Raw genomic sequence first — 23,772 nt, 5'->3', positions numbered from 1 at the left:
CGGCGATTACTCGGCGCTGGCGCCTTCGCCTTCTTCCACGGCCTTCATCGACAGGCGGATACGGCCCTGCTTGTCGACTTCCAGGACCTTGACCTTGACCACATCGCCTTCCTTCAGCACGTCGCCGACCTTCTCGACGCGGTCGCTGGAGATCTGCGACACGTGGACCAGACCGTCCTTGCCCGGCAGGATCGTGACGAACGCACCGAAGTCCATGATCTTGGCGACCTTGCCTTCGTAGATGCGGCCCGGCTCGACGTCCGAGGTGATCTGCTCGATGCGGGCCTTGGCGGCCTGGGCAGCGATGGCGTTGACCGAAGCGATGACAATGGTGCCGTCATCCTGGATGTCGATCTGGGTGCCGGTTTCCTTGGTGATGGCCTGGATGGTCGAGCCACCCTTGCCGATCACTTCGCGGATCTTGTCCGGGTGGATCTTGATGGTCAGCAGGCGCGGCGCGTAGTCCGACAGCTCTTCACGCGGAGCGGTCAGGCCATGGGCCATTTCGCCCAGGATGTGCAGACGGCCAGCCTTGGCCTGCTGCAGAGCCTGCTTCATGATCTCTTCGGTGATGCCTTCGATCTTGATGTCCATCTGCAGGGCGGAGATGCCCTCAGCGGTACCGGCCACCTTGAAGTCCATGTCGCCCAGGTGATCTTCGTCACCCAGGATGTCGGACAGGACGACGAAGCGATCGCCTTCCTTGACCAGGCCCATGGCGATACCGGCAACCGGCGCCTTCACCGGCACGCCGGCGTCCATCAGGGCCAGCGACGAGCCGCAGACCGAAGCCATCGACGAGGAACCGTTCGACTCGGTGATTTCCGAGACGACACGGATGGTGTACGGGAAGGATTCCAGCGACGGCATGACAGCCAGCACGCCGCGCTTGGCCAGGCGACCGTGGCCGATTTCGCGGCGCTTCGGGCCCATCATGCGGCCGCACTCACCCACCGAGAACGGAGGGAAGTTGTAGTGGAACAGGAAGTTTTCCTTGTACTCACCGGCAACGGCGTCGATGACCTGGCCATCACGGGCGGTGCCCAGGGTGATGGTCACGATGGCCTGGGTTTCGCCGCGGGTGAACAGCGAGGAACCGTGGGTACGCGGCAGCACGCCGGTCTTCACGGCGATCGGGCGGACGGTGTCCAGGGCACGGCCGTCGATGCGGACCTTGGTGTCCAGCACCGAGTTGCGCATGGTGCTGTATTCCAGCTCGCCGAATTCCTTCGACAGCTCGGCCGGGTTCCAGCCTTCAGCGGCCACGCGCCCAGCCAGGCTTTCGACCACGTCCTTCTTGATCGCCGAGATGGCGTCACGGCGCTGCAGCTTGTCGCGCACCTGGAAGGCTTCGCCCAGGCGCGGGCCGATGGCTTCCTTCAGCGCGCCGATCAGCACGTCGTTCTTGGCCGGGGCGACCCAGGTCGACGGCTTGGTGCCGGCTTCCACGGTCAGCTCGTTGATCGCGTTGATGACCTTCTGCATTTCGCGGTGACCGAAGGTCACGGCGCCCAGCATCACTTCTTCGGACAGCAGCGCGGCTTCGGATTCAACCATCAGCACGGCGTTGGAGGTACCGGCGACGACCAGTTCCAGCTGCGAGTCAGCCAGTTCGCTGACGGTCGGGTTCAGGATGTACTCGCCGTTCTTGTAACCGACCTTGGCAGCGCCGATCGGGCCCATGAACGGGGTGCCGGCCAGCGACAGGGCAGCCGAGGCACCGATCAGGGCAGCGATGTCGCCGTCCACCTCCGGGTTCAGCGACATGACCGTGGCGATGATCTGCACTTCGTTCTTGTAGTCTTCCGGGAACAGCGGACGGATCGGACGGTCGATCAGACGCGAGATCAGGGTTTCCTTCTCGGTCGCACGGCCTTCACGCTTGAAGAAACCACCCGGGATACGGCCGCCGGCGTAGAACTTTTCCTGATAATCGACGGTCAGCGGGAAGAAGTCCTGGCCTTCGCGCGCGGTCTTGGCGGCGACGGCGGTGACCAGCAGTACGGTGTCGTCCATCTTGACGATGACGGCACCGCTGGCCTGGCGGGCGACTTCGCCGGTCTCAAGCGTGACGGTGTGCTTGCCGTACTGGAAGGTTTTGGTGATTTTTGCCACGGAGGGTGTCCTTGGGGATGCTGTCTGCGAATTGGACCGTCGGCGACCCTTGCCGCCTGCGGGTGACCGGATCGTTCCGGTCTGAATCGGGGATTGCGGTGCTACAAAACAAAACCGCGGCGCATCGCTGCGCCGCGGGGGATTCGTTGCTTAGCGACGCAGGCCAAGCTTCTCGATCAGGGCCTTGTAACGCTCGACGTCCTTCTTCTTCAGGTAGTCGAGCAGGCTGCGACGGCGGTTGACCATCTGCAGCAGGCCGCGGCGGCTGTGGTGGTCCTTCTTGTGGGTCTTGAAGTGGCCGGTCAGCAGTTCGATGCGGGCGGTCAGCAGGGCAACCTGGACTTCCGGGGAGCCGGTGTCAGCCGAGCTGCGCTTGTTGTCTTCAATGACCTTCTGGGTGTCGATCGACATTTTCTTTTTTCTCTGTGATGCGTGGCCGGCAGGAACGCGCTTCGCGCACCGCCAGGCTCGCCGTGGACTACAAGGATGAAACCTGCGCGAAGCAGGCTGCCGGAAAACGGCCGCGAAATTGTAACGGCCGGGGGCTTCCGGGACAAGGACCGGGGCTGAACCGGCAGGCCCCGGTCAGAGGTTGAAACGCCGCTGCGGGGACAGCAGGCCACTGTCGTCCACCTGGCCCAGGCCCTGGACAGCATCGTCCGGGCCGTACACGGCCACCAGGCCCCGCGGCCAGGACGGGTCGCGCTGGCGCTGGCCGACACAGAAGCGATGGGCCTGGTCGGCATCCAGGTCCAGCCGTGGATACTCGGCCAGGCCGGCCGCCAAGGGCAGCAGCAAGGCGTCCATGCCGGCCTCATCGCCGGCCTCGACCATGGCCCGCAGCTGGTCCAGGGTGACCATGGCCGGCGCACGGAACGGCTCGACCCACAGCCGGCGCAGGGCGCTGATGTGGGCACCGCAACCCAGGTTTTCGCCCAGATCGCGGGCCAGACTGCGGATATAGGTGCCCGACCCGCAGGTCACGCGCAGGCGCAGGCGGTCGGCCTGCTGCTCCAGCACCTCGATGGCATGCACCTGGACCTCGCGCTCGGGCGCCTCGATGGCGTCGCCCCGGCGGGCCTTCACATACAACGGCTCCCCGCCCTGCTTCAGCGCCGAATAGATCGGTGCGCGCTGCAGGATCGTGCCGGTCAGGGGCGCCAGCGCAGCCCGCAGGGCCTCACCGCTGATGGCCGGGACCGGGCGCTGCAGCAGCACCTGGCCTTCGGAATCATCGGTATCGGTGGTCTGGCCGAGCTGGATGTCGGCGTCATAGGCCTTGGCCGAGCCCAGCAGCAGGCCGGCGATCTTGGTCGCCTCACCGAAGCACAGCGGCAGCAGGCCGGTGGCCAGCGGGTCGAGGCTGCCGGTATGGCCGCCCTTTTCGGCACGGAACAGGCGGCGGGCCACCTGCAGAGCGGCGTTGGAGCTCATGCCGGTCGACTTGTCGAGCAGCAGGATGCCATCCAGGCGGCGGAACTGAATTCGGGTCATGACAGGATTTCGTAGAGTCGAGCCATGCTCGACTGCCGCAGCGCGGTCTGCATCAGACATCGCGCAGCCGGAATGCAACAACGCCGGGCATGCCCGGCGTCGCGCGGTTATTCTTCGTCGCTCTCGCGACGCTTCTCCGCGGCCAGCGTATCGGGCAGGTCGCGCAGGAGGTTGTCGATGTGCTCACCACGGTCGACCGAGTCGTCGTAGTGGAAATGCAGCTCCGGCACGTGGCGCAGCTTCATCGCGCGGGCCAGGTCCATGCGCAGGCGGTAGCCCAGTTCCTTCAGGCCGGCCACGGCTTCGGCCGAACGTTCCGGCATCAGCGCGGTGACGAACACCTTGGCATGGGCCATGTCGCGGGTGATTTCCACGTCGGACACGCTCACCGAGGGCAACCCGTGCTCGCGCACGGCGTTGTGCACCAGGGTGCCGAGTTCACGGCGCAGCTGGGCGGAGACACGGTCGGTTCGATGGAAAGTCTTGGGCACGCGTCAGGCTCGTATGGGTTGCGTTTTTGCAGTTTACGGGATGAAACAGGACCGGCCCGTGAGGGCCGGTCCGTTGCAGCATTACAGGGTGCGCGGCACTTCGATACGCTCGAAGCACTCGATCTGGTCACCCGGCTTGACGTCGTTGTAGGCCTTCACCGCGATACCGCATTCGGTACCGTTGCGGACTTCCTCGACGTTTTCCTTGAAGCGACGCAGCGATTCCAGTTCGCCCTCGAAGATCACCACGCTGTCGCGCAGGACGCGGATCGGCTTGTTGCGCTTGACCACGCCCTCGATGACCATCGAACCGGCGACGGCACCCAGCTTGGAGCTGCGAAAGACGTCGCGGACCTCTGCGATACCGATGATCTCTTCGCGGATCTCCACGCCCAGCAGACCGGAAGCCACCTGCTTCACCTGGTCGATCACGTCATAGATGATCGAGAAGTAACGCAGGTCGACGCCGTTGGATTCAATGATGCGACGGGCCGAAGCGTCCGCACGCACGTTGAAGCCGATGACGGTGGCCTTCGAAGCGGCCGCCGAATTGGCGTCCGACTCGGTGATGCCGCCCACGCCGGAGTGGATCACGTTGATGCGGATGTCTTCGTTGGACAGCGCGACCAGTGCCTGGCTCAGGGCCTGCACCGAACCCTGCACGTCGGCCTTGATGACCAGGTTGAGGACCTGCTGGCCCTCGCCCTTGCCCAGGGTCGCCATGATGTCTTCCATGCGGCTGCCAGCGGTGGCGACCAGGCGCGATTCGCGGCGCTTGGTCTCACGCTGCTGGGCAACGTCCTTGGCCAGGCGCTCGTCCTCGACGACCACGAAGTCGTCACCGGCTTCCGGCACGCCGGAAAGGCCCAGGACCTGCACCGGGATGGACGGGCCGGCGAATTCCGGCTGCTTGCCGGTTTCGTCGAACAGCGCACGCACGCGGCCGTACTGGATGCCGCACACCAGGTAGTCGCCCTTCTTCAGGCGGCCCTGCTGCACCAGCACGGTAGCGACCGGGCCGCGGCCCTTGTCCAGCGACGATTCGATCACCACGCCCGAGGCGCGGCCTTCGTCGACGGCCTTCAGTTCCAGCAGTTCGGCCTGCACCGAAACGGCGTCCAGCAGGTCGTCGATGCCCAGGCCGGTCTTGGCCGAGATCTCCACCATCTGGATGTCACCGCCGAAGTCTTCGGCCACGACCTGCTCGGAGAGCAGTTCGTTCTTGACCCGCATCGGGTCGGCGCCGGACTTGTCGATTTTGTTGATGGCCACGATCAGCGGCACACCCGCCGAACGGGCGTGCTGGATCGCTTCCTTGGTCTGCGGCATGACGCCGTCGTCGGCAGCCACCACCAGCACCACGATGTCGGTCAGCTTGGCACCGCGGGCACGCATCGAGGTGAACGCGGCGTGGCCCGGGGTATCCAGGAAGCTGATGACGCCCTTCGGCGTATCAACGTGGTACGCACCGATGTGCTGGGTGATGCCACCGGCTTCGCCGTGGGCGACCTTGGTGCGGCGGATGTAATCCAGCAGCGAGGTCTTGCCGTGGTCGACGTGGCCCATGATGGTGACCACCGGCGGACGCTGCACGGCTTCGCCCTGGTTTTCACCGGTCGATGCCAGCAGTGCGTCTTCGGCGTCGTTGTCATTGGCGCGGATCGCCTTGTGGCCGAGTTCTTCGGTCACCAGCGCAGCGGTGTCGTGGTCGATGGACTGGGTGATGGTGGCCATCACGCCCATCTTGAACAGCGCCTTCACCACCTCGCCGCCCTTCAGCGCGAGCTTCTGCGCCAGGTCGGCCACGGTGATGGTCTCGCCGATCGCCACTTCACGCACGACCGGTGCGGTCGGACGCTCGAAGGCGTGCGGACCGGCGTTGTTGCCACCACGCGACATGTCGCGACGGCCGCCACTCTGGTTGCGGCCACCCGGGCGGCCACGGTTGTTGCTGTTGTTGCTGTTGCCACGACGCGCACGGTCGGCGGCCGACAGGTGCATCTGGCCGGCAAAGCGATCGCCCGGGCCACGCTCGCTGCGCGGCGCGCTGCGGTTGTTGCGGTCGTCGCTGCGCGGCGGCGGCGGTGCACTGCGCGGCGCAGCCGGGGCGGCGGCCGGAGCGCGCGGCGGGCGCGGCGCGGTTTCGTCGATCGGGGCGCGCTTGGGCTTGGTCGCAGCCAGGGCCTCGGCGGCCTTGGCAGCCACTGCGGCTTCCTCGGCGGCCTTCTTCTCGGCCTCGGCGCGCTCCTTGGCGGCAACTTCTTCCTCACGGGCACGGACGATGGCTTCGTCGCGCAGACGATCCTTCTCGGCCAGGGCCTGCTGTTCGGCGAGGTTGCGGGCGCGCGACTCTTCCAGCTTGCGCAGGATGTCGGCGCGCTCTTCGTCCGGCGTCATCGCACGGGCACCATCCTTGACGTAGGTACGCTTCTGGCGCACCTCGACATTCACGGTCGTCTTGCTGCGACCGGAATTGACCGTCACTTCCTGCTGTTTCCGGCGATTGAGCGTGATCTTCTTTGCAGACTGATCCGTCTCTTCCGGGGCCTGCTCGGGCTTGCCGTGCGAACGACGAAGGAAGCCCAGGAGCTTCACCTTCTCGGTGCTGGTCACGACCTGGTCGGGACCGCTGAACTTCATGCCGGCACCGGCCAGCTGTTCCAGCAGTTTCTCGACCGGCGTGTTGACCAGTTCGGCAAGCTTGCGGATGGTGGTTTGCTGCGACATTCGGATCCTATGATCTTGTGGGCGCCCCCCCGCAGATGGAGGTGGCGCGGATTCTACGCCCTGATCGGCTCAGGGCCCTGTTCATTGCCGGCTCATTCGCCGCGTTCCAGTCGGGCGATCTCTTCGGCGCGCGCGGCCAGGATCAGCGCCGCGGCGCGCTCCTGGTCCAGCCCTTCGATGCCGAAGTCCATGACCTCGTCGGCGGCCAGGTCGGAAAGCTCCTCGCTGGTGCGCACGCCGTGGCCGGCCAGCGCATACGCGGTGGCTTCGTCCATGCCCTCAAGGGACAGCAGGTCCTGCGCCGGCTGGCCGTCTTCAAGGCCTTCTTCGACTGCCAGGGCCTCATTGAGCAGCGCATCGCGGGCACGAGCGCGCAGCTCTTCGACGATGTCCTCGTCGAAACCTTCCACGGCCAGCAGTTCGCCGACCGGGACATAAGCGATTTCCTCGACGGTGCCGAAGCCTTCGCTGACCAGGATGCCGGCGATTTCCTCGTCGACTTCCAGCTTGTCCATGAACAGCTGGCGGGCCGAGGCCTGCTCTGCTTCGGACTTGGCGGTGACCTGGTCCTGGGTCATCACGTTCAGCTGCCAACCGGTCAGGCGGCTGGCCAGACGCACGTTCTGGCCGCCCTTGCCGATGGCCTGGGCCAGGCGGTCTTCTGCCACGGCCAGATCCATCGAATGCTTGTCTTCATCGACGATGATCGACTGCACTTCGGCCGGGGCCATCGCATTGATGACGAAGTTGGCCGGGCTGTCGTTCCACAGCACGATGTCCACGCGCTCGCCATTGAGCTCGTTGGACACGGCCTGCACGCGCGAACCGCGCATACCGATGCAGGCGCCGATCGGATCGGTGCGGGTATCGTGGGCCAGCACGGCGATCTTGGCGCGGTCGCCCGGATCGCGGGCACAGGCCTTGATTTCCACCAGGCCCTGGCCGACTTCCGGCACTTCCAGCTTGAACAGCTCGATCATGAATTCCGGGGCGGCGCGGCTGATGAACAGCTGCGGGCCACGCGGTTCCGAGCGCACTTCGGCCAGGTAGCCGCGCACGCGGTCACCGGCACGCAGCACGTCGCGCGGAATGCCCTTGTCCTTCGGAATGAAGCCCTCGGCGTTGCCGCCCAGGTCCACATAGATGTTGCCGCGCTCGGCGCGCTTGACCACGCCGGTGATCAGCTCACCCACGCGATCCTTCCACGCATCGACAACCTGCTGGCGCTCGGCTTCGCGCACGCGCTGGACGATGACCTGCTTGGCAGCCTGGGCCGCGATGCGGCCGAAGTCCGGGTTTTCGATCTGTTCTTCGATGTAGTCGCCAACGTCCACGCCTTCGGCTTCGTCGACGGCGTCCATCAGGCGGATCTGCCGGTCCGGCGATTCCATCACCACGTCATCGGCCACCACTTCCCAGCGGCGGTAGGTTTCGTAGCTGCCATCCTTGTGGTCGATGACCACGCGGGTCAGCACTTCCTCGTCGGGATAGCGCTTCTTCGCTGCGGAGGCCAGGGCGGCCTCGATCGCATCGAAGATCACTTCACGCGGCACGCCCTTCTCGTTGGCGACCGCGTCCACTACCAGCAACAGTTCCTTGCTCATTGGCTCACTCCGCGCGCGGCTTCTTTGCCGCCGGCTCGTTGGAAGAAGAATTCTTGTCCGGCTTCGGACGCTTCGGCGCCGGGCCGGTCGGCTTGGCCGGGGCCAGGCCCAGGGCAACCCAGTCCGGCATGATCCGGGCCTTGTCGATGTTGTCGGCCGACACGACCACTTCGGTCTTGTCGACGATGAAGGTGATGGTGTCTGCAGCCTCGTCGGTCGCTTCGATGCGGCCCTGCAGGCGACGACGGTTGTCCTGCGGCAGCTTCAGCGTGACCTTGGCCATTTCGCCGAGGTGACGACCGAACTGCTCCAGGTTGAACAGCGGGCGATCAACGCCCGGCGAAGACACTTCCAGCGTGTAGTTGCCGCTGATCGGGTCTTCAACGTCCATCTGCGCGGACACTTCGCGGCTGACGCGCTCGCAGTCGTCCACGTTGATGATGCGCTCGGGCTGTTCAGCCAGCGGCACGTCGATGTAAAGGCGCAGGGTTGCACCGCCGGGGGCCGGCAGATACTCAACGCCCAGCAGCTCCAGGCCCAGCGACACAACGGTCGGGGCGAGCAGATTCGCGATGTCGGTTGCCTTGTCGCTCACAGCCTGCCTTGATCTCTTGGTTGGGTGCCGGCCACGGCCGGCGTGAAAACATGACGCCCCGGAAACGACAAAGGGCCCGCTGGGCCCCTTTTTCCGGAAAGACTCCGGTGACTGGATTCCGGTTGCAACGCGCTGTGCAAGCGTGTTGCGAGCCCTCCTTCCGGACCGGGTCTCCCGTGGGGAGGCCGCCTTCAGGGGTACTGCCTAGGCCGCTGATGATAGCGGCTGCACCGCGCTGGTGCAAGGTGCGGACCCGGGGTCAGATCCCTTTTCCAGCAGGTAGTCGAGCATGGCTCGACTCTACAGAAACGGAGGGACCCCAAAGAAAAACGCCTTCGAAGCAGGACTTCGAAGGCGACTTCTTTACTTGGTAGCGGGGGCAGGATTTGAACCTGCGACCTTCGGGTTATGAGCCCGACGAGCTGCCAGACTGCTCCACCCCGCATCAGAGGCGGAATTATGAGTGATGGCTTCAAAACATGCAAGCTTTCCCTCATTCATCAAACCGGTTGGCGCCGATCTGAAGTTGGTAGCGGGGGCAGGATTTGAACCTGCGACCTTCGGGTTATGAGCCCGACGAGCTGCCAGACTGCTCCACCCCGCACCGGAAGTGCTTGAACTGCTGCCCTGCTCTTTCGAGGAGGACTCCCGCAACGATGTTCTGGCTGAACCGCTGCAGTGACAACTCAGGCTGCGCATATTACACGAATCGCGCAGCTTTGTGTCAACTTTTATGCAAGATGCGCAAATGCCTGCTGGCACCAGACCATGATCGGGTTCCAGGCCAGGCCCAGAGCCAGCAGCGCCAGGGCGTTCACGCCCAGCACCAGGCCCAGCACGCGGTCGTTGCTGCGCGGCATGGCCTCACCCACCGGCTCATCGAAGTACATGACCTTGATGACACGCAGGTAGTAGAAGCAGCCGACCACCGCGCACAGCACGCCCAGGATCGCCAGCCACAGCAGGCCACCGTTCACGGCAGCGCCGAGCACGGCCAGCTTGGTCCAGAAGCCCAGGAACGGCGGGATGCCGGCCAGCGACGCCATGATGCACAGCACGAGGCCGGCCATCCACGGGTTGCGGGCATTGAGGCCCTTGAAGTCCTCGATGTTCTCGGCTTCAAAGCCGGCGCGCGACAGGGCGATGATCGCACCGAAGGCGGCGGTGGACATGATGGCGTAGGCCAGTGCGTAGAACAGCGCTGCGGCATAGCCCTGGGCGCCACCACCGGCGATGCCCATCAGCAGGAAGCCGATGTGCGACACGGTGGAGAAGGCCAGCATGCGCTTGAGGTTGCTCTGCGCGATGGCCATCAGGTTGCCGATGACCAGCGACACGGCGGCCAGGCCGGCAATCAGCATCTGCAGTTCGGTCGACAGCGGGCCCACGCCCATTTCCAGCAGGCGGTAGGCCATGCCGAAGGCGGCCAGCTTCGGCGCCGAGCTGATGAACAGCGCGATCGGCGCCGGGGCACCCTGGTACACGTCGGGCAGCCACATGTGGAACGGCGCGGCACCCAGCTTGAAGGCGACGCCGGCAATCATGAACACCGCACCGGTGATCAGCAGCACGCGCTCGTCCGAATGCGGGATGGCGGCCTGGATGGCATCCAGGTGCAGGCTGCCGGTGGCGCCGTAGATCAGCGACATGCCGTACAGCAGCAGGCCCGAGGCCAGCGAACCCAGCACGATGTACTTCATCGCCGCTTCCGACGCCAGGCCGTTTTCACGGTTGCTGGCGACCAGGGCGTAGGAGCACAGGGCCAGCAGTTCCAGGCCCAGGTAGACCATCAGCAGGCTGCCGGCGGACACCAGGATCATCATGCCGGCGGTGCCGAACAGGATCAGGACCGGGATTTCACCCTGGAACAGGTCACGGTCACGCAGGTAGCGCCAGCCGTAGATCAGGGTCAGGCCGCTGAGCAGCACGATCCCGGTCTTCATCACGTCCGCGGCGGTGTCGCGCACGAACATGCCATGGAAGACTTCCCCCTGCCCGCCCACGCCGGTGGCCAGCATGAACAGCACCACGGCCAGCGCGGCGACTGCGAACAGTTGGGTGACGATCTTGTTCCGGTTGCTGACGAACAGGTCGAGGATCATCAGGGCGAAGGCGCTGCCGATCAGCACCAGCTCGGGAGCGAGCGGTGGCAGGTCGGCGGCGGTCAATGGCAGCAGCGGCGAGGTGGTCATCATCAAATCCTGGAATTACAGCAGCTTGCTGGATGCGATCTGCATCGCCAGCTTCGCGATCGAGGGCTCCATCAGGTCGGTCAGCGGCTTGGGGTAGATGCCCAGGGCCAGCACGCCAATGGCGAACACGCCCAGCACCAGCCATTCGCGGCCGTTGATGTCCTTCAGTTCGGCCACGTGGCTGTTGGCCACTTCGCCGAAGAAGATGCGCTTGTACAGCCACAGGGTGTAGGCGGCGCCGATGATCAGGGTGGTGGCCGCGCCCAGGGCGATCCACGGGTTCCGCTGGAACGCCGACAGGATGACCATGAACTCACCGACGAAACCGCTGGTGCCCGGCAGGCCGGCGTTGGCCATGAAGAACAGCATGGCGAAGGTGGCGAACCACGGCATCACGTTCACCACGCCGCCGTAATCGGCGATGCGGCGGCTGTGCATGCGGTCGTACAGCACGCCGACGCAGGAGAACATGGCGCCGGACACGAAGCCGTGCGAGATCATCTGCACCATAGCGCCCTGCAGGCCCAGGCGGGCTGCATCGACGTTGCCGGCTTCACGCACCAGCCACAGGGCGATGAAGGTGCCCAGGGTGACAAAGCCCATGTGCGCGATGGACGAATAGGCGATCAGCTTCTTCATGTCGTCCTGCACCAGGGCGACCAGGCCGACGTAGATCACCGCGATCAGCGACAGCGCAATGACCAGCCAGGCCCATTCCTGCGACGCGTCCGGGACGATCGGCAGGTTGAAGCGCAGGAAGCCGTAGCCACCGATCTTCAGCGCGATGGCGGCCAGGATGACCGAACCGGCGGTCGGCGCTTCCACGTGGGCGTCCGGCAGCCAGGTGTGCACCGGGAACATCGGCACCTTCACCGCGAAGGCGATCAGGAAGGCGAAGAAGATCCAGGTCTGTTCCTTGCCCGACAGCTGCAGGGCATACAGGTCGGCCAGCTGGAAGCTGCCGCCCTTCATGTACAGGTAGATCAGCGCCACCAGCATCAGCACCGAGCCGAGGAAGGTGTACAGGAAGAACTTCAGCGCGGCGTAGATGCGGCGCGGGCCACCCCAGACACCGATGATCAGGAACATCGGGATCAGCATCGCCTCGAAGAACACGTAGAACAGCATCGCGTCGGTGGCCGAGAAGATGCCGACGGTGACGCCTTCCAGGATCAGGAAGGCAGCCACGTACTGGTTCACGCGCTTGTCAATGGCGCTCCAGGCGCCGATCAGGGCAAGCACGCTGACCAGGGTGGTCAGCAGGATCAGCGCCACGGCAATGCCGTCCACGCCCAGGTTGTAGCCGATCTTGTACGTCGGGATCCAGGCATGGGTCTCGACGAACTGCAGCGCGTCGATGCCCGGATCGTAACCGCTCAGCAGCGAGAGGCTCGCCACGAAGGTCAGGACGGCGACGCCCAGGGACGCCCAGCGGGCGGTCTGCGCATCACGGATCGCAAGGATCAGGGCACCGCCGAGGATCGGCAGCCAGATGAGGACACTGAGTAGGGGCCAGTTCGACACGTCTTCTTATTCCGTACAGGTCATCAACGCAGGTAATGCATCAGCACGCCCAGCAGGGCAATCAGGCCGATGATCATCGCGAAGGCGTAGTGATAGAGGAAACCGGATTGGGTACGACGCAGCACGCCGGCTGCAACGTCCACAACACGTGCCGAGAGATTGACCACGCCATCGACGATGTTGCTGTCGATCCAGCGCGACACCTTGCCAAGCTTGAGGCTGCCACCGGCAAAGCCATCGATCCACAGCTTGTCGAAGCCGTACTTGTTTTCCAGCACCGATACCAGCGGGGCGAAGGTCTTGCGCGCCTTGCCCGACAGGTCCGGCTTCCACAGGTAGAACAGCGCGGCCAGCACGAAGCCCGCCAGGGTCAGCCAGAACGGCGGCAGCATCATGCCGTGCAGCGCGAACGCCACCGGACCATGGAACTCTTCGCCGAGGAAGCCGACGGTGTTCTTGGCCGGATCGTAGAAGTCGACTATGCCGGTGAAGAACGTGGTCGCCTGGCCCTTGATGGCGTCGTGGGCGTGGTGGCCGAGCCAGTCGGTGCCATGCAGCATCGGACCGATGCTGAAGAAGCCGATGGCGATCGAGGGGATGGCCAGCAGGATCAGCGGCAGGGTCACCACCCACGGGGTTTCGTGCGGCTCGTGCGGACCATGGCCATGGCCGTGGTCGTCGTGGTGCGCATCGCCGTGGTGGGCATCGGCGGCATGGTGATCGTCATGGCCGTGGCCATGGTCCTCATGGTGCGCGTCGCGGAAGCGTTCCTTGCCATGGAAGGTCAGGAACAGCAGGCGGAAGCTGTAGAAGCTGGTCACCAGCACGCCACCCAGCACTGCCCAGTAGCCATAGGTGGCCACCCAGCTGTTCTGCATGTGGGCGTGGATCTCGGCGGCCTCGATGATGGTGTCCTTCGAGTAGAAGCCGGAGAAGAACGGCGTACCGACCAGGGCCAGGGTACCGATCCACATGGTGATGAAGGTGATCGGCATGTACTTGCGCAGGCCGCCCATCTTGCGCATGTCCTGCTCGTGGTGCATGGCGATGATGACCGAACCGGCACCCAGGAACAGCAGCGCCTTGAAGAAGGCGTGGGTCATCAGGTGGAACACGGCCGCCGAGTAGGCCGACACGCCCAAGGCCACGGTCATGTAACCGAGCTGGGACAGGGTCGAGTACGCGACCACGCGCTTGATGTCGTTCTGCACGATGCCGATCAGGCCGGTGAAGAACGCGGTGGTGGCACCGATGAACAGGATGAAGTTCAGCGCGGTCTGCGACAGCTCGAACAGCGGCGACATGCGGGTGACCATGAAGATACCGGCGGTCACCATGGTCGCGGCGTGGATCAGTGCCGAGATCGGGGTCGGGCCTTCCATCGAGTCAGGCAGCCACACGTGCAGCGGAACCTGGGCCGACTTGCCCATGGCGCCGATGAACAGGCAGATGCAGATGACCGTGGCGATCGACCAGACCACCGGCTCGCTCAGCAGCTGCATGCCCAGCAGGGTGCCGTCCCAGACCTGCATCTGCGCCTGCGGGCTGGACAGCACGCTGGCCTGCGAGAACACCTGCGAGTAATCCAGGGTGCCGAACACCCACAGCACGCCGGCGATACCCAGCAGGAAGCCGAAGTCGCCCACGCGGTTGACCAGGAACGCCTTCATGTTGGCGAAGATGGCGGTCGGGCGCTTGAACCAGAAGCCGATCAGCAGGTACGACACCAGGCCCACCGCTTCCCAGCCGAAGAACAGCTGCAGGAAGTTGTTGCTCATCACCAGGGTGAGCATCGAGAAGGTGAACAGCGAGATGTAGCTGAAGAAGCGCTGGTAGCCCGGGTCTTCTTCCATGTAGCCGATGGTGTAGATGTGCACCAGCAGCGACACGAAGGTCACCACCACCATCATCATCGCGGTCAGCTTGTCGACCATGAAGCCGACGTGGGCCGAGTACTGGCCGACTTCGAAGAAGGTGTAGATGTTCTGGTTGAACGGCTGGGCGCCGCCCCACAGCAACTGGTACAGCGTGTACATCGACAGGGCGCAGCTGATGGCCACGCCGAGGATGGTGACGGTCTGCGCGCCGAAGCGCTTGACCTGGCGACCGAACAGGCCGGCGATGATGCTGCCGAACAGTGGTGCAAGCACCACTGCGATCAACAGACTCTTGGAGAGAGTGATTTCCATCTGTGGATCAGCCCTTCAACGAATCGACTTCGCCGACATTGATCGTGCGGCGGGTACGGAACAGGGTCACCAGGATCGCAAGGCCGATGGCGGCCTCGGCTGCGGCGACGGTCAGGATGAAGAACACGAACAGCTGGCCGGACGGATCACCCAACTGACGCGAGAAGGCGACGAAATTGACGTTCACCGACAGCAGCATCAGTTCGATCGACATCAGCAGCACGATGACGTTCTTCCGGTTGAGGAAGATGCCGGCCAGGCTGATGGCGAACAGCACCGCGCCAAGCGCAAGCATGTGGCCAAGGGTAATCACGGCTGGGTCTCCTCGCCGGCGACCGGCTTGCTGTTGCTGTGCACGACCGGCGCTTCGGCGCCCATCTTGACCATGCGCAGGCGATCGCCCGCCTTGACCATGGTCTGCTCGCCCGGGTTCTGGCTCTTCACGCCGGTACGGCGGCGCAGGGTCAGCATCACCGCTGCCACCACGGCCACGGTCAGGATGACGGCGGCGAACTCGAACGGCAGCAGGTATTCGGTGAACAGGCTGCGGGCCAGCCAGGTGATGTTGGAGGTGTCCGCTGCCAGGGCGGCGGCGTTGTCGGCCGGGAAGGCGTTGACCGCCCTGCCCTTCACGCCGATCAGCATCAGCATCTGCACCAGCATGGCGACGGCCACGATCAGGCCCACCGGCAGGTAGCGCACCCAGCCTTCACGCATCTTGGTGGGGTCGATGTCCAGCATCATCACCACGAACAGGAACAGCACCATCACCGCGCCGACGTAGACCAGCACCAGCGCCACGCCGAGGAACTCGGCGCCCACCAGCAGCCACACGCAGGCAATGGAGAAGAAGGTCAGCACCAGGCACAGCACGGCGTGTACCGGGTTGCGCACGCTGATCACCGCACCGGCCGAAACCGTTGCCGCGATGGCGAACACCCAGAAAGCGATATTTACCCAATCCATCTCTCGACCTCAGCGGTAAGCGGCATCGGCGGCACGACGCTCGGCGATCTCGTTTTCGAGACGATCGCCAAGGGCAAGCAGCTGCGGCTTGGTAACGATGTTTTCGCCACGGTTCTCGAAGTGGTACTCGAGGATGTGGGTTTCGACGATCGAGTCCACCGGGCAGCTTTCTTCGCAGAAGCCGCAGAAGATGCACTTGAACAGGTCGATGTCGTAGCGGGTGGTACGGCGGGTGCCGTCCTCGCGCTTGGCCGAGTCGATGGTGATGGCCAGGGCTGGGCACACCGCTTCGCACAGCTTGCAGGCAATGCAGCGCTCTTCGCCGTTGGGGTAACGGCGCAGTGCGTGCAGGCCACGGAAGCGCGGCGACTGCGGGAACTTCTCCATCGGGTACATCATCGTGTACTTCGGCTTGAAGCTGTACTTCAGCGTCAGCCAAAGGCCGGCCAGCAGTTCGAGCAGCAGCAGGCTCTTGAAGTAATGGGTAATCCTGTTCATCACTTAGACGCCCTTTTGAATCACGCCGAAGAACACCATGACGGCGGTAACCGCGATCCACAGAATGGCCAGCGGGATGAATACCTTCCAGCCCAGGCGCATGATCTGGTCATAGCGGAAGCGCGGGAAGCTGGCACGGAACCAGATGTAGGCACTGGCGAAGAAGAACACCTTGACGAACAGCCACGGTGCACCGCCCTTCCAGATCCAGTCGACCAGCGGCGAGACATCGCCGAAGTTGACCCAGCCCTGGACCGGGCTCAGCCAGCCGCCGAGGAAGAAGATCGAGATCAGGAAGCTGATCAGGATCATGTTCGCGTATTCGGCCAGGAAGAACAGGGCGAAGGCACCGCCGGAGTATTCGACCATGTGGCCGGCAACGATTTCCGATTCACCTTCCACCACGTCGAACGGCGCGCGGTTGGTTTCCGCCACGCCCGACACCCAGTAGATGACGAACAGCGGGAACAGCGGCAGCAGGAACCAGTCGAAGAAGCCGGAGCTGCCGGCCTGCGCCATCACGATGTTGCTCAGGTTCAGGCTGCCAGCGGCGATCATCACGCCGACCAGGGCAAAGCCCATGGCGATTTCGTAGCTGATCATCTGCGCCGAGGCGCGCATCGCACCCAGGAACGCGTACTTCGAGTTCGACGCCCAACCGGCCAGGATGATGCCGTAGATGCCCAGCGAGGTCATCGCCAGCAGGTACAGCAGGCCAGCGTTGGCGTTGGACAGCACGATCTGCGAATCGAAGGGCACCACCGACCAGGCCGCGAAGGCCGGGGCCAGGGTGATCAGCGGCGCCAGCAGGTAGATCGCCTTGTTGGCGCTGCTCGGCTGGACCACTTCCTTGAACAGCAGCTTGAAGACGTCGGCGAAGGCCTGGAAGATGCCCATGCCCACGTACATCGGGCCATGGCGGACGTGCATCCAGCCGATCAGCTTGCGTTCCCAGACCACGTAGAAGGCCACCGAGACGATCACCGGTACGGTGATCACCAGGATCTTCAGGATGATCCAGATCAGCGCGCCGATGTCACCGAGGCCAAGCAGCCACTGGTGCAGCGGGTCGACCGCGTTCAACAGCAATTCGTTCATGCAGCCACCACCGATACGCGAGCGGCACCCAGCGGCGCGGTCGCGCCGTGGCCCGATTCAATCCAGACCGAACCCGCAGCGACGCGGGCGTCGACCACCACCGGCAGGGTGGCCTTGCCGGCATCGGTGCCGACCTTGGCCATCTGCCCTTCCTGCAGCTGCAGGCGCGCGGCATCGTCAGCGTTGAGCACGATGCGCGGGGCGTTGTTCAGCGGATGCGACTGCAGCGCCGGGGCGCGACGGACCACCGCATCGGTGCGGTAGATCGCGGCGGTCGAAGCCACTTCCAGCCCTTCACCGGCAACCACCGGCTGTGCCGAAGCGGCGACGGTGACCGACACCGGGGCCAGGCTGGCGCGCAGGCCGGCGAGGTCGGTGAAGTCGAAACCGGCCAGCGCCATTTCGCCGCCCAGTGCGCGCAGCACGCGCCAGCCTTCACGGGCCTCGCCCGGCAGCTTGCCGCCGGCACGGGCCGACTGCTCGCGACCATCGAGGTTGGTCAGGGTGGCGTCGATTTCCGGCAGCGCGCCGATCGGCAGGATCACGTCGGCAACGTCGCGGGTCGAGGCACAGGCGAACTGGCTGAAAGCCACCACCTGGGCGCCGACCAGCGCCTTGCGCGCGGCAGGCGCATCGGCGAAGTCCAGGCCCGGCTCCAGGCCGTACACCACGTAGGCCTGGCGCGGCTGCGCCAGCATCGCGGCGACGTCCTTGCCGGCCGGCAGCACGCCGGCACGGCTCAGCCCAACGGCGTTGGCGCCCTGCGGGATGCGGCACAGCTTGGCACCGGTGGCGGCGGCGAAGTCACGCGCGGCGGCACGGATCGCGGCAGCCTGCGGGTGGTTCTCGGCGATGCCACCGACGATCAGCACGGTGTTGTTGCCGCCCTGCACCGCCGAACGCAGCTCGGCGTTGGCCAGCGCGTCGACGAACTTCGACGGCGCGACGATCTGCTTGCCGGCAATGCTGAAGGCGAAGTCGAAATCCACCGGGTTGACGACGTGGATCTTGGCGCCGTTGGTGGTCTGCGCCTTGCGCAGGCGGGCGTGCAGCAGCGGCAGTTCGTGGCGGATGTTGCTGCCCAGAACGACGATGCGGTCGGCGCCTTCGATTTCGGCCAGCGGCAGGCCGAACACTTCGGCGGTTGCGGCATCGGAGAAATCGCGGTTGTTGATGCGGTGGTCGATGTTGCTCGAGCCCAGGCCCTTGGCCAGGCGGGCCAGCAGCGCGCCTTCCTCGTTCGAGGTCGACGGATGCACCAGCACGCCCAGGTTGTCGCCCTGGTTCGCCTTCAGGATCTCGGCGGCCGCGGCCAGGCCTTCAGCCCAGCTCACTTCCTTCCACTCGCCATTGACCTTGCGCAGCGGCTTGACCGCACGGTCTTCGCTGTACAGGCCCTGGTGCGAGTAGCGGTCACGGTCGGACAGCCAGCACTCGTTCACGGCTTCGTTGTCGCGCGGCACGGTGCGCAGCACTTCGCCGCGACGCACGTGCAGGAACAGGTTCGAACCCATGGCGTCGTGGTAGCCCAGCGATTCACGCGCGGTCAGTTCCCACGGGCGGGCGCGGAACTGGAACACCTTGTTGGTCAGCGCGCCGACCGGGCAGACGTCGACGACGTTGCCGGACAGCTCGGTGGTCAGCGGCTTGCCGTCGTAGGTACCGATCTGCAGGTTCTCGCCGCGGTACATGCCACCCAGTTCATAGGTGCCCGCCACGTCGGCGGTGAAGCGCACGCAGCGGGTGCACTGGATGCAGCGGGTCATCTCGGTGGCGACCAGCGGACCCATGTCCTCGTCCGGCACCACGCGCTTGCGCTCGTTGAAGCGGCTGACCGAACGGCCATAGCCCAGCGAAACGTCCTGCAGCTCGCACTCGCCGCCCTGGTCGCAGATCGGGCAGTCCAGCGGGTGGTTGATGAGCAGGAACTCCATCACCGAACGCTGGAACTTGAGCGCCTTCTCACTGCGGGTGGCGACCTTCATGCCGTCCATCACCGGGGTGGCGCAGGCCGGCGCCGGCTTCGGCGACTTCTCCACGTCCACCAGGCACATGCGGCAGTTGGCGGCGATCGGCAGCTTCTCGTGGTAGCAGAAGCGCGGAATGGAGATGCCGGCCTTGTCGGCGGCCTGGATGATCATCGAGCCCTTGGGCACGACCAGCGACTTGCCATCGATCTCGATGGTGACGTGATCGGGTGGGACGCTCGGATTCCCACCCGGATTATTGGGTTGCGCGCTCATGCAGCGGCTGCCTCCACCTTCTTGCCGTCAACCATCGAATGACCGTTGACGATGTAGTACTCGAACTCGTCCCAGAACTGGCGCAGGAAACCCTGGATGGGCCATGCAGCCGCTTCGCCGAACGCACAGATGGTGTGGCCTTCGATCTGGCCGGCCACCGCCTTCAGCTGGTGCAGGTCTTCCATCGTGGCCTTGCCGGCGACGATGCGCTCCAGCACGCGGTGCATCCAGCCGGTACCTTCACGGCACGGGGTGCACTGGCCGCACGATTCCTTGTGGAAGAACTGGCTGATGCGGCAGGCGAACTTGACGCAGCAGACGCTGTCATCCAGCACCACGACGGCGCCCGAACCCAGGCCGGAGCCCAGTGCGCGGATGGTGTCGTAGTCCATCGGCAGGCCCTTCAGCTCGGCCGCGGTCAGCACCGGCATGGACACGCCACCCGGAATCGCGCCCTTCAGGGTGCGGCCCGGACGCAGGCCACCGGCCATTTCCAGCAGGTCGTCGAAGGTGGTACCCAGCGGCACTTCGAAGTTGCCGCCGTTCTGCACGCAGCCGGACACCGAGAAGCACTTCGGGCCGCCGTTGGCGGTCAGGCTCAGGCCCTTGAACCACTCCGGACCGTTGCGGATGATCGCCGGCACCGAACCGTAGGTTTCGGTGTTGTTGATGGTCGACGGCTTGCCGTACAGGCCGAAGTTCGCCGGGAACGGCGGCTTGTAGCGCGGCTGGCCCTTCTTGCCTTCCAGCGATTCCATCAGCGCGGTTTCTTCGCCGCAGATGTAGGCGCCGGCGCCCAGGGCACCGTAGATGTCGATGTCCACGCCCGAGCCCATCACGTTCTTGCCCAGCCAGCCGTTTGCATAGGCATCGGCCAGGGCCTGCTCGAAGTGCTCGAACGGCTCGTGGTGGAACTCACCGCGCAGGTAGTTGTAACCCACGGTCGAGCCGGTGGCGTAGCAGGCGATCGCCATGCCTTCCACGACCGAATGCGGGTTGTAGCGCAGGATGTCGCGGTCCTTGCAGGTGCCCGGCTCGGATTCATCCGAGTTGCAGAGGATGTACTTCTGCATGTTGCCCTTGGGCATGAAGGACCACTTCAGGCCGGTCGGGAAGCCCGCGCCACCGCGGCCGCGCAGGCCCGAGGCCTTGACCATCTCGATGACCTGCTCCGGCGGGATCTTCTCTTCGAGGATCCTGCGCAGGGCGGCGTAGCCACCGGTCTTGAGGTAGCTTTCGTACGACCACGGGGTGTCGTAATGCAGGGTGGTGTAGACCACCTGGTGCGGCAGCGGCGCGGGGCCGACCGGACCCTTGGATTCGTGGTGATGTGCCATGCCCTTACTCCAGCCCGTCCAGCAGCTCGTCGACCTTTTCCAGGGTCAGACGCTCATGGTAATGACCGTTGATGACCATCATCGGTGCACCGCCGCAGCCTGCCAGACACTCTTCCTCGCGCTTGAGGTAGACGCGGCCGTCCGGGGTGGACTGGCCGTGCTTGATGCCCAGCTTCTTTTCGCAATGGCGCACGATGTCCTCGGCGCCATTGAGCCAGCAGCTGATGTTGGTGCAGATGGCCACATTGTTGCGGCCCACCTTCTCGGTCTCGAACATCGAGTAGAAGCTGGCGACCTCGTAGGCCCACACCGGCGGCAGGTCCAGGTACTTGGCCACGCCGGCGATCAGCTCGTCGGTCAGCCAGCCCTCGTTCTGCTCCTGGGCCGCGTGCAGGCCCTGCAGCACGGCAGAGCGCTTGCGGTCCGGCGGGAACTTGGACAGCCAGTGATCGATGTGAGCGCGGGTCTTGTCGCTCAACACCACCATCGGGTCGACGTCGCGCGCCGTCTCGAAATTACCTGTCGCCTTCATCGGCCGACCTCAGCGAAATGCATAACGTGAAATTGCAGAAACTGCGGCGCCGGCTTGCGCCGGCTGCCTGCAGCGGGCGTTGGCTTGGCAGACGTCATTACCGGTCAACCTCGCCGAACACCAGATCGTAGGTGCCGATCATTGCCACCACGTCAGCCAGCATGTGGCCGCGCACGATCGAATCGATCGAGGACAGGTGGGCGAAGCCCGGCGCGCGCAGGTGCACGCGGAAGGGCTTGTTGGCGCCGTCGGAGACCAGGTAGCAGCCGAACTCGCCCTTCGGGGCTTCCACCGCCGAGTAGGTTTCGCCGGCCGGGACGCAATAGCCTTCGCTGAACAGCTTGAAGTGGTGGATCAGCGCTTCCATGTCGTCCTTCATGTCCTCGCGCCGGGGCGGAGCGACCTTGAAGTTCTTCACCATCACCGGGCCCGGGTTGGCCTTCAGCCACGCCACGCACTGCTTGATGATGCGGTTGGATTCGCGCATTTCGGCAACGCGGACCAGGTAACGGTCGTAGCAGTCGCCTTCCTTGCCCAGCGGGATGTCGAAATCGACGGCATCGTACTTGGCGTACGGACGCTTCTTGCGCAGGTCCCAGGCAATGCCCGAGCCGCGCAGCATCACGCCGGTCATGCCCCACTGGTGGGCCAGTTCCGGGCTGACCACGCCGATGCCGACCGTACGCTGCTTCCAGATACGGTTGTCGGTCAGCAGGGTTTCGTATTCGTCGACACGACCCGGGAATTCGTTGGTGAAGTTTTCCAGAAAGTCCAGCAGCGAGCCTTCACGCGAAGCATTGAGCTGCTTCAGCGCCTTGCCCTTGTGCCAGCGCGATTCCTTGTACTTCGGCATGTGGTCCGGCAGGTCGCGGTAGACGCCGCCCGGACGGTAGTACGCCGCGTGCATGCGCGCGCCGGAGACCGCTTCGTAGCAGTCCATCAGCTCTTCGCGCTCGCGGAAGGCGTACAGCATGACCGCCATCGCGCCCAGATCGAGCGCGTTGGAACCCAGCCACATCAGGTGATTCAGGATGCGGGTGATTTCGTCGTACATGGTGCGGATGTACTGCGCACGCTCCGGCGCCTCGATGCCCATCAGGGTCTCGATCGCGCGCACGTAGGCGTGCTCGTTGCACATCATCGACACGTAATCCAGGCGATCCATGTAGCCGATCGACTGGTTGAACGGCTTGGACTCGGCCAGCTTCTCGGTACCACGGTGCAGCAGGCCGACGTGCGGGTCGGCGCGCATGATGGTTTCGCCATCCATTTCCAGGATCAGGCGCAGCACACCATGGGCGGCCGGATGCTGCGGGCCGAAGTTCATGGTGTAGTTGCGGATTTCCTGCCGGCTTTCGGCGGCGTTGCTGGCGAAGGCTTCGCCGGCCTGGTGTACGTGGCTCACTTCACTGCCTCCTGCGCGCGCTCACCTTCTGCGGTCTGCAGACGGGCGTCGTCGCGGATCACGCGCGGCACGCCGACACGCGGCTCCACCGAGGTGACCGGTTCGTAGATCACGCGCTTCTTTTCTTCGTCGTAGCGGACTTCGACATTGCCGATCAGCGGGAAGTCCTTGCGGAACGGATGGCCGACGAAACCGTAGTCGGTCAGGATCCGGCGCAGGTCCGGGTGACCTTCGAAGATCACGCCGTACAGGTCGAACGCTTCGCGCTCGAACCAGTTCAGGCCCGGCCAGATGCCGGTCAGCGAGGACACCACCGGCAGCGCTTCGTCAGGGGCGAAGCAGCGCAGGTGCAACATCAGGTTGTGCTGGTAGGAGCGCAGCTGGGCGACCACGGCGAAACGCTGGGTCGGCATGTGCTGCGGGCTCGCGCCGTCGGCACCGTTTTCCTCGGTGGGGAACTCGCCCCACGCGAAACGGCCCTGGGCCTTGCCTTCGACGCCACGGCTGAAGCCCTGCGAAGACACGTCAGCGGTGTCCCATTCGTCGGAGCCATAACCGAGGTAGTCGACGCCGCAGAGATCCACGGCCTGCTCGAAACCAAACTCGTCACGCAGCGCCAGCGCGGTGGCATGCCACACGGCGGCAGGCACCTCCAGCGTCACTTCGCCGCGGGGTTCGACCACGATGACCTTCGCACCAGCGAAACGTGCGGACAGTCGGTCGATGAAGGATGCTTGCTCTGCCATGGGGGCTTGGCGCGCT

At 64.8% G+C, this 23,772-nt stretch carries 19 protein-coding genes and 2 tRNA genes; all 21 read right to left on the bottom strand.

Annotation, left to right across the window (positions count from 1 at the left end; all coding sequences use genetic code 11):
* Positions 1–6: 6 nt before the first annotated feature.
* The gene (gene pnp, locus ACM2ZB_RS00325; protein ID WP_416056989.1) at positions 7–2,115 is read right to left on the bottom strand and encodes a polyribonucleotide nucleotidyltransferase; all 2,109 of its coding nucleotides are present in this window, start codon (positions 2,113–2,115) and stop codon (positions 7–9) included.
* A gap of 150 nt (positions 2,116–2,265) precedes the next feature.
* Positions 2,266–2,526, bottom strand: a complete 261-nt coding sequence (gene rpsO, locus ACM2ZB_RS00320) for a 30S ribosomal protein S15 (protein WP_005410445.1) — start codon at positions 2,524–2,526, stop codon at positions 2,266–2,268.
* Positions 2,527–2,700: 174 nt separating this feature from the next.
* On the bottom strand, positions 2,701–3,609 hold the full coding sequence (gene truB / locus ACM2ZB_RS00315) for a tRNA pseudouridine(55) synthase TruB (protein WP_416056988.1): 909 nt from the start codon (positions 3,607–3,609) through the stop codon (positions 2,701–2,703).
* Between the two features lie 107 nt (positions 3,610–3,716).
* A complete protein-coding gene (gene rbfA / locus ACM2ZB_RS00310) occupies positions 3,717–4,100 on the bottom strand; it encodes a 30S ribosome-binding factor RbfA (protein WP_019660575.1) in 384 nt (127 codons plus the stop codon).
* 81 nt (positions 4,101–4,181) lie between these two features.
* Positions 4,182–6,827, bottom strand: a complete 2,646-nt coding sequence (gene infB, locus ACM2ZB_RS00305; RefSeq protein ID WP_313441055.1) for a translation initiation factor IF-2 — start codon at positions 6,825–6,827, stop codon at positions 4,182–4,184.
* A 92-nt stretch (positions 6,828–6,919) separates the two neighbouring features.
* Positions 6,920–8,431: a transcription termination factor NusA gene (gene nusA, locus ACM2ZB_RS00300; protein WP_313441057.1), complete on the bottom strand. Its 1,512-nt coding sequence runs from the start codon at positions 8,429–8,431 to the stop codon at positions 6,920–6,922.
* Between the two features lie 4 nt (positions 8,432–8,435).
* On the bottom strand, positions 8,436–9,026 hold the full coding sequence (gene rimP / locus ACM2ZB_RS00295; protein ID WP_313441059.1) for a ribosome maturation factor RimP: 591 nt from the start codon (positions 9,024–9,026) through the stop codon (positions 8,436–8,438).
* Between the two features lie 368 nt (positions 9,027–9,394).
* Positions 9,395–9,471, bottom strand: a tRNA-Met gene (locus ACM2ZB_RS00290).
* Between the two features lie 82 nt (positions 9,472–9,553).
* Positions 9,554–9,630: transfer RNA gene (locus ACM2ZB_RS00285), tRNA-Met, on the bottom strand.
* A gap of 127 nt (positions 9,631–9,757) precedes the next feature.
* On the bottom strand, positions 9,758–11,218 hold the full coding sequence (gene nuoN, locus ACM2ZB_RS00280) for an NADH-quinone oxidoreductase subunit NuoN (protein ID WP_313441061.1): 1,461 nt from the start codon (positions 11,216–11,218) through the stop codon (positions 9,758–9,760).
* 15 nt (positions 11,219–11,233) lie between these two features.
* Positions 11,234–12,742: an NADH-quinone oxidoreductase subunit M gene (locus ACM2ZB_RS00275; protein ID WP_313441063.1), complete on the bottom strand. Its 1,509-nt coding sequence runs from the start codon at positions 12,740–12,742 to the stop codon at positions 11,234–11,236.
* A gap of 23 nt (positions 12,743–12,765) precedes the next feature.
* Complete coding sequence (gene nuoL, locus ACM2ZB_RS00270; RefSeq protein ID WP_416056987.1) at positions 12,766–14,931, bottom strand: NADH-quinone oxidoreductase subunit L; 2,166 nt, start codon at positions 14,929–14,931, stop codon at positions 12,766–12,768.
* 7 nt (positions 14,932–14,938) lie between these two features.
* Positions 14,939–15,244 (bottom strand): NADH-quinone oxidoreductase subunit NuoK, encoded by a 306-nt coding sequence (nuoK, locus tag ACM2ZB_RS00265; protein WP_006381125.1) that lies wholly within the window; start codon positions 15,242–15,244, stop codon positions 14,939–14,941.
* Entirely contained in the window at positions 15,241–15,897 is a 657-nt protein-coding gene (locus tag ACM2ZB_RS00260; RefSeq protein ID WP_416056986.1) for an NADH-quinone oxidoreductase subunit J, read from the bottom strand. Before ACM2ZB_RS00260 ends, nuoK begins: the two co-directional genes overlap by 4 nt.
* 9 nt (positions 15,898–15,906) lie before the next feature.
* Positions 15,907–16,395 carry an NADH-quinone oxidoreductase subunit NuoI gene (gene nuoI, locus ACM2ZB_RS00255; protein WP_005410456.1) on the bottom strand — a complete coding sequence of 163 codons (489 nt, stop codon included), beginning with the start codon at positions 16,393–16,395 and terminating at the stop codon, positions 15,907–15,909.
* A gap of 3 nt (positions 16,396–16,398) precedes the next feature.
* A complete protein-coding gene (gene nuoH, locus ACM2ZB_RS00250) occupies positions 16,399–17,493 on the bottom strand; it encodes an NADH-quinone oxidoreductase subunit NuoH (protein WP_107231065.1) in 1,095 nt (364 codons plus the stop codon).
* The gene (gene nuoG, locus ACM2ZB_RS00245; RefSeq protein ID WP_416056985.1) at positions 17,490–19,736 is read right to left on the bottom strand and encodes an NADH-quinone oxidoreductase subunit NuoG; all 2,247 of its coding nucleotides are present in this window, start codon (positions 19,734–19,736) and stop codon (positions 17,490–17,492) included. Before nuoG ends, nuoH begins: the two co-directional genes overlap by 4 nt.
* Positions 19,733–21,073: an NADH-quinone oxidoreductase subunit NuoF gene (gene nuoF / locus ACM2ZB_RS00240; RefSeq protein ID WP_108765760.1), complete on the bottom strand. Its 1,341-nt coding sequence runs from the start codon at positions 21,071–21,073 to the stop codon at positions 19,733–19,735. The genes nuoG and nuoF overlap by 4 nt, the downstream gene beginning before the upstream one ends.
* Positions 21,074–21,077: 4 nt before the next feature.
* Complete coding sequence (nuoE, locus tag ACM2ZB_RS00235) at positions 21,078–21,605, bottom strand: NADH-quinone oxidoreductase subunit NuoE (RefSeq protein WP_079222609.1); 528 nt, start codon at positions 21,603–21,605, stop codon at positions 21,078–21,080.
* Between the two features lie 97 nt (positions 21,606–21,702).
* Positions 21,703–23,010 (bottom strand): NADH-quinone oxidoreductase subunit D, encoded by a 1,308-nt coding sequence (locus ACM2ZB_RS00230; protein ID WP_416056984.1) that lies wholly within the window; start codon positions 23,008–23,010, stop codon positions 21,703–21,705.
* On the bottom strand, positions 23,007–23,756 hold the full coding sequence (locus ACM2ZB_RS00225; RefSeq protein WP_313441075.1) for an NADH-quinone oxidoreductase subunit C: 750 nt from the start codon (positions 23,754–23,756) through the stop codon (positions 23,007–23,009). The genes ACM2ZB_RS00230 and ACM2ZB_RS00225 overlap by 4 nt, the downstream gene beginning before the upstream one ends.
* Positions 23,757–23,772: the final 16 nt, after the last annotated feature.

It is taken from the genome of Stenotrophomonas maltophilia (assembly GCF_047782825.1).
Taxonomy (GTDB): Bacteria; Pseudomonadota; Gammaproteobacteria; order Xanthomonadales; family Xanthomonadaceae; genus Stenotrophomonas.
Note: the sequence above shows the minus strand (reverse complement) of the source record. Positions and strands in the feature narration are given on the sequence as shown.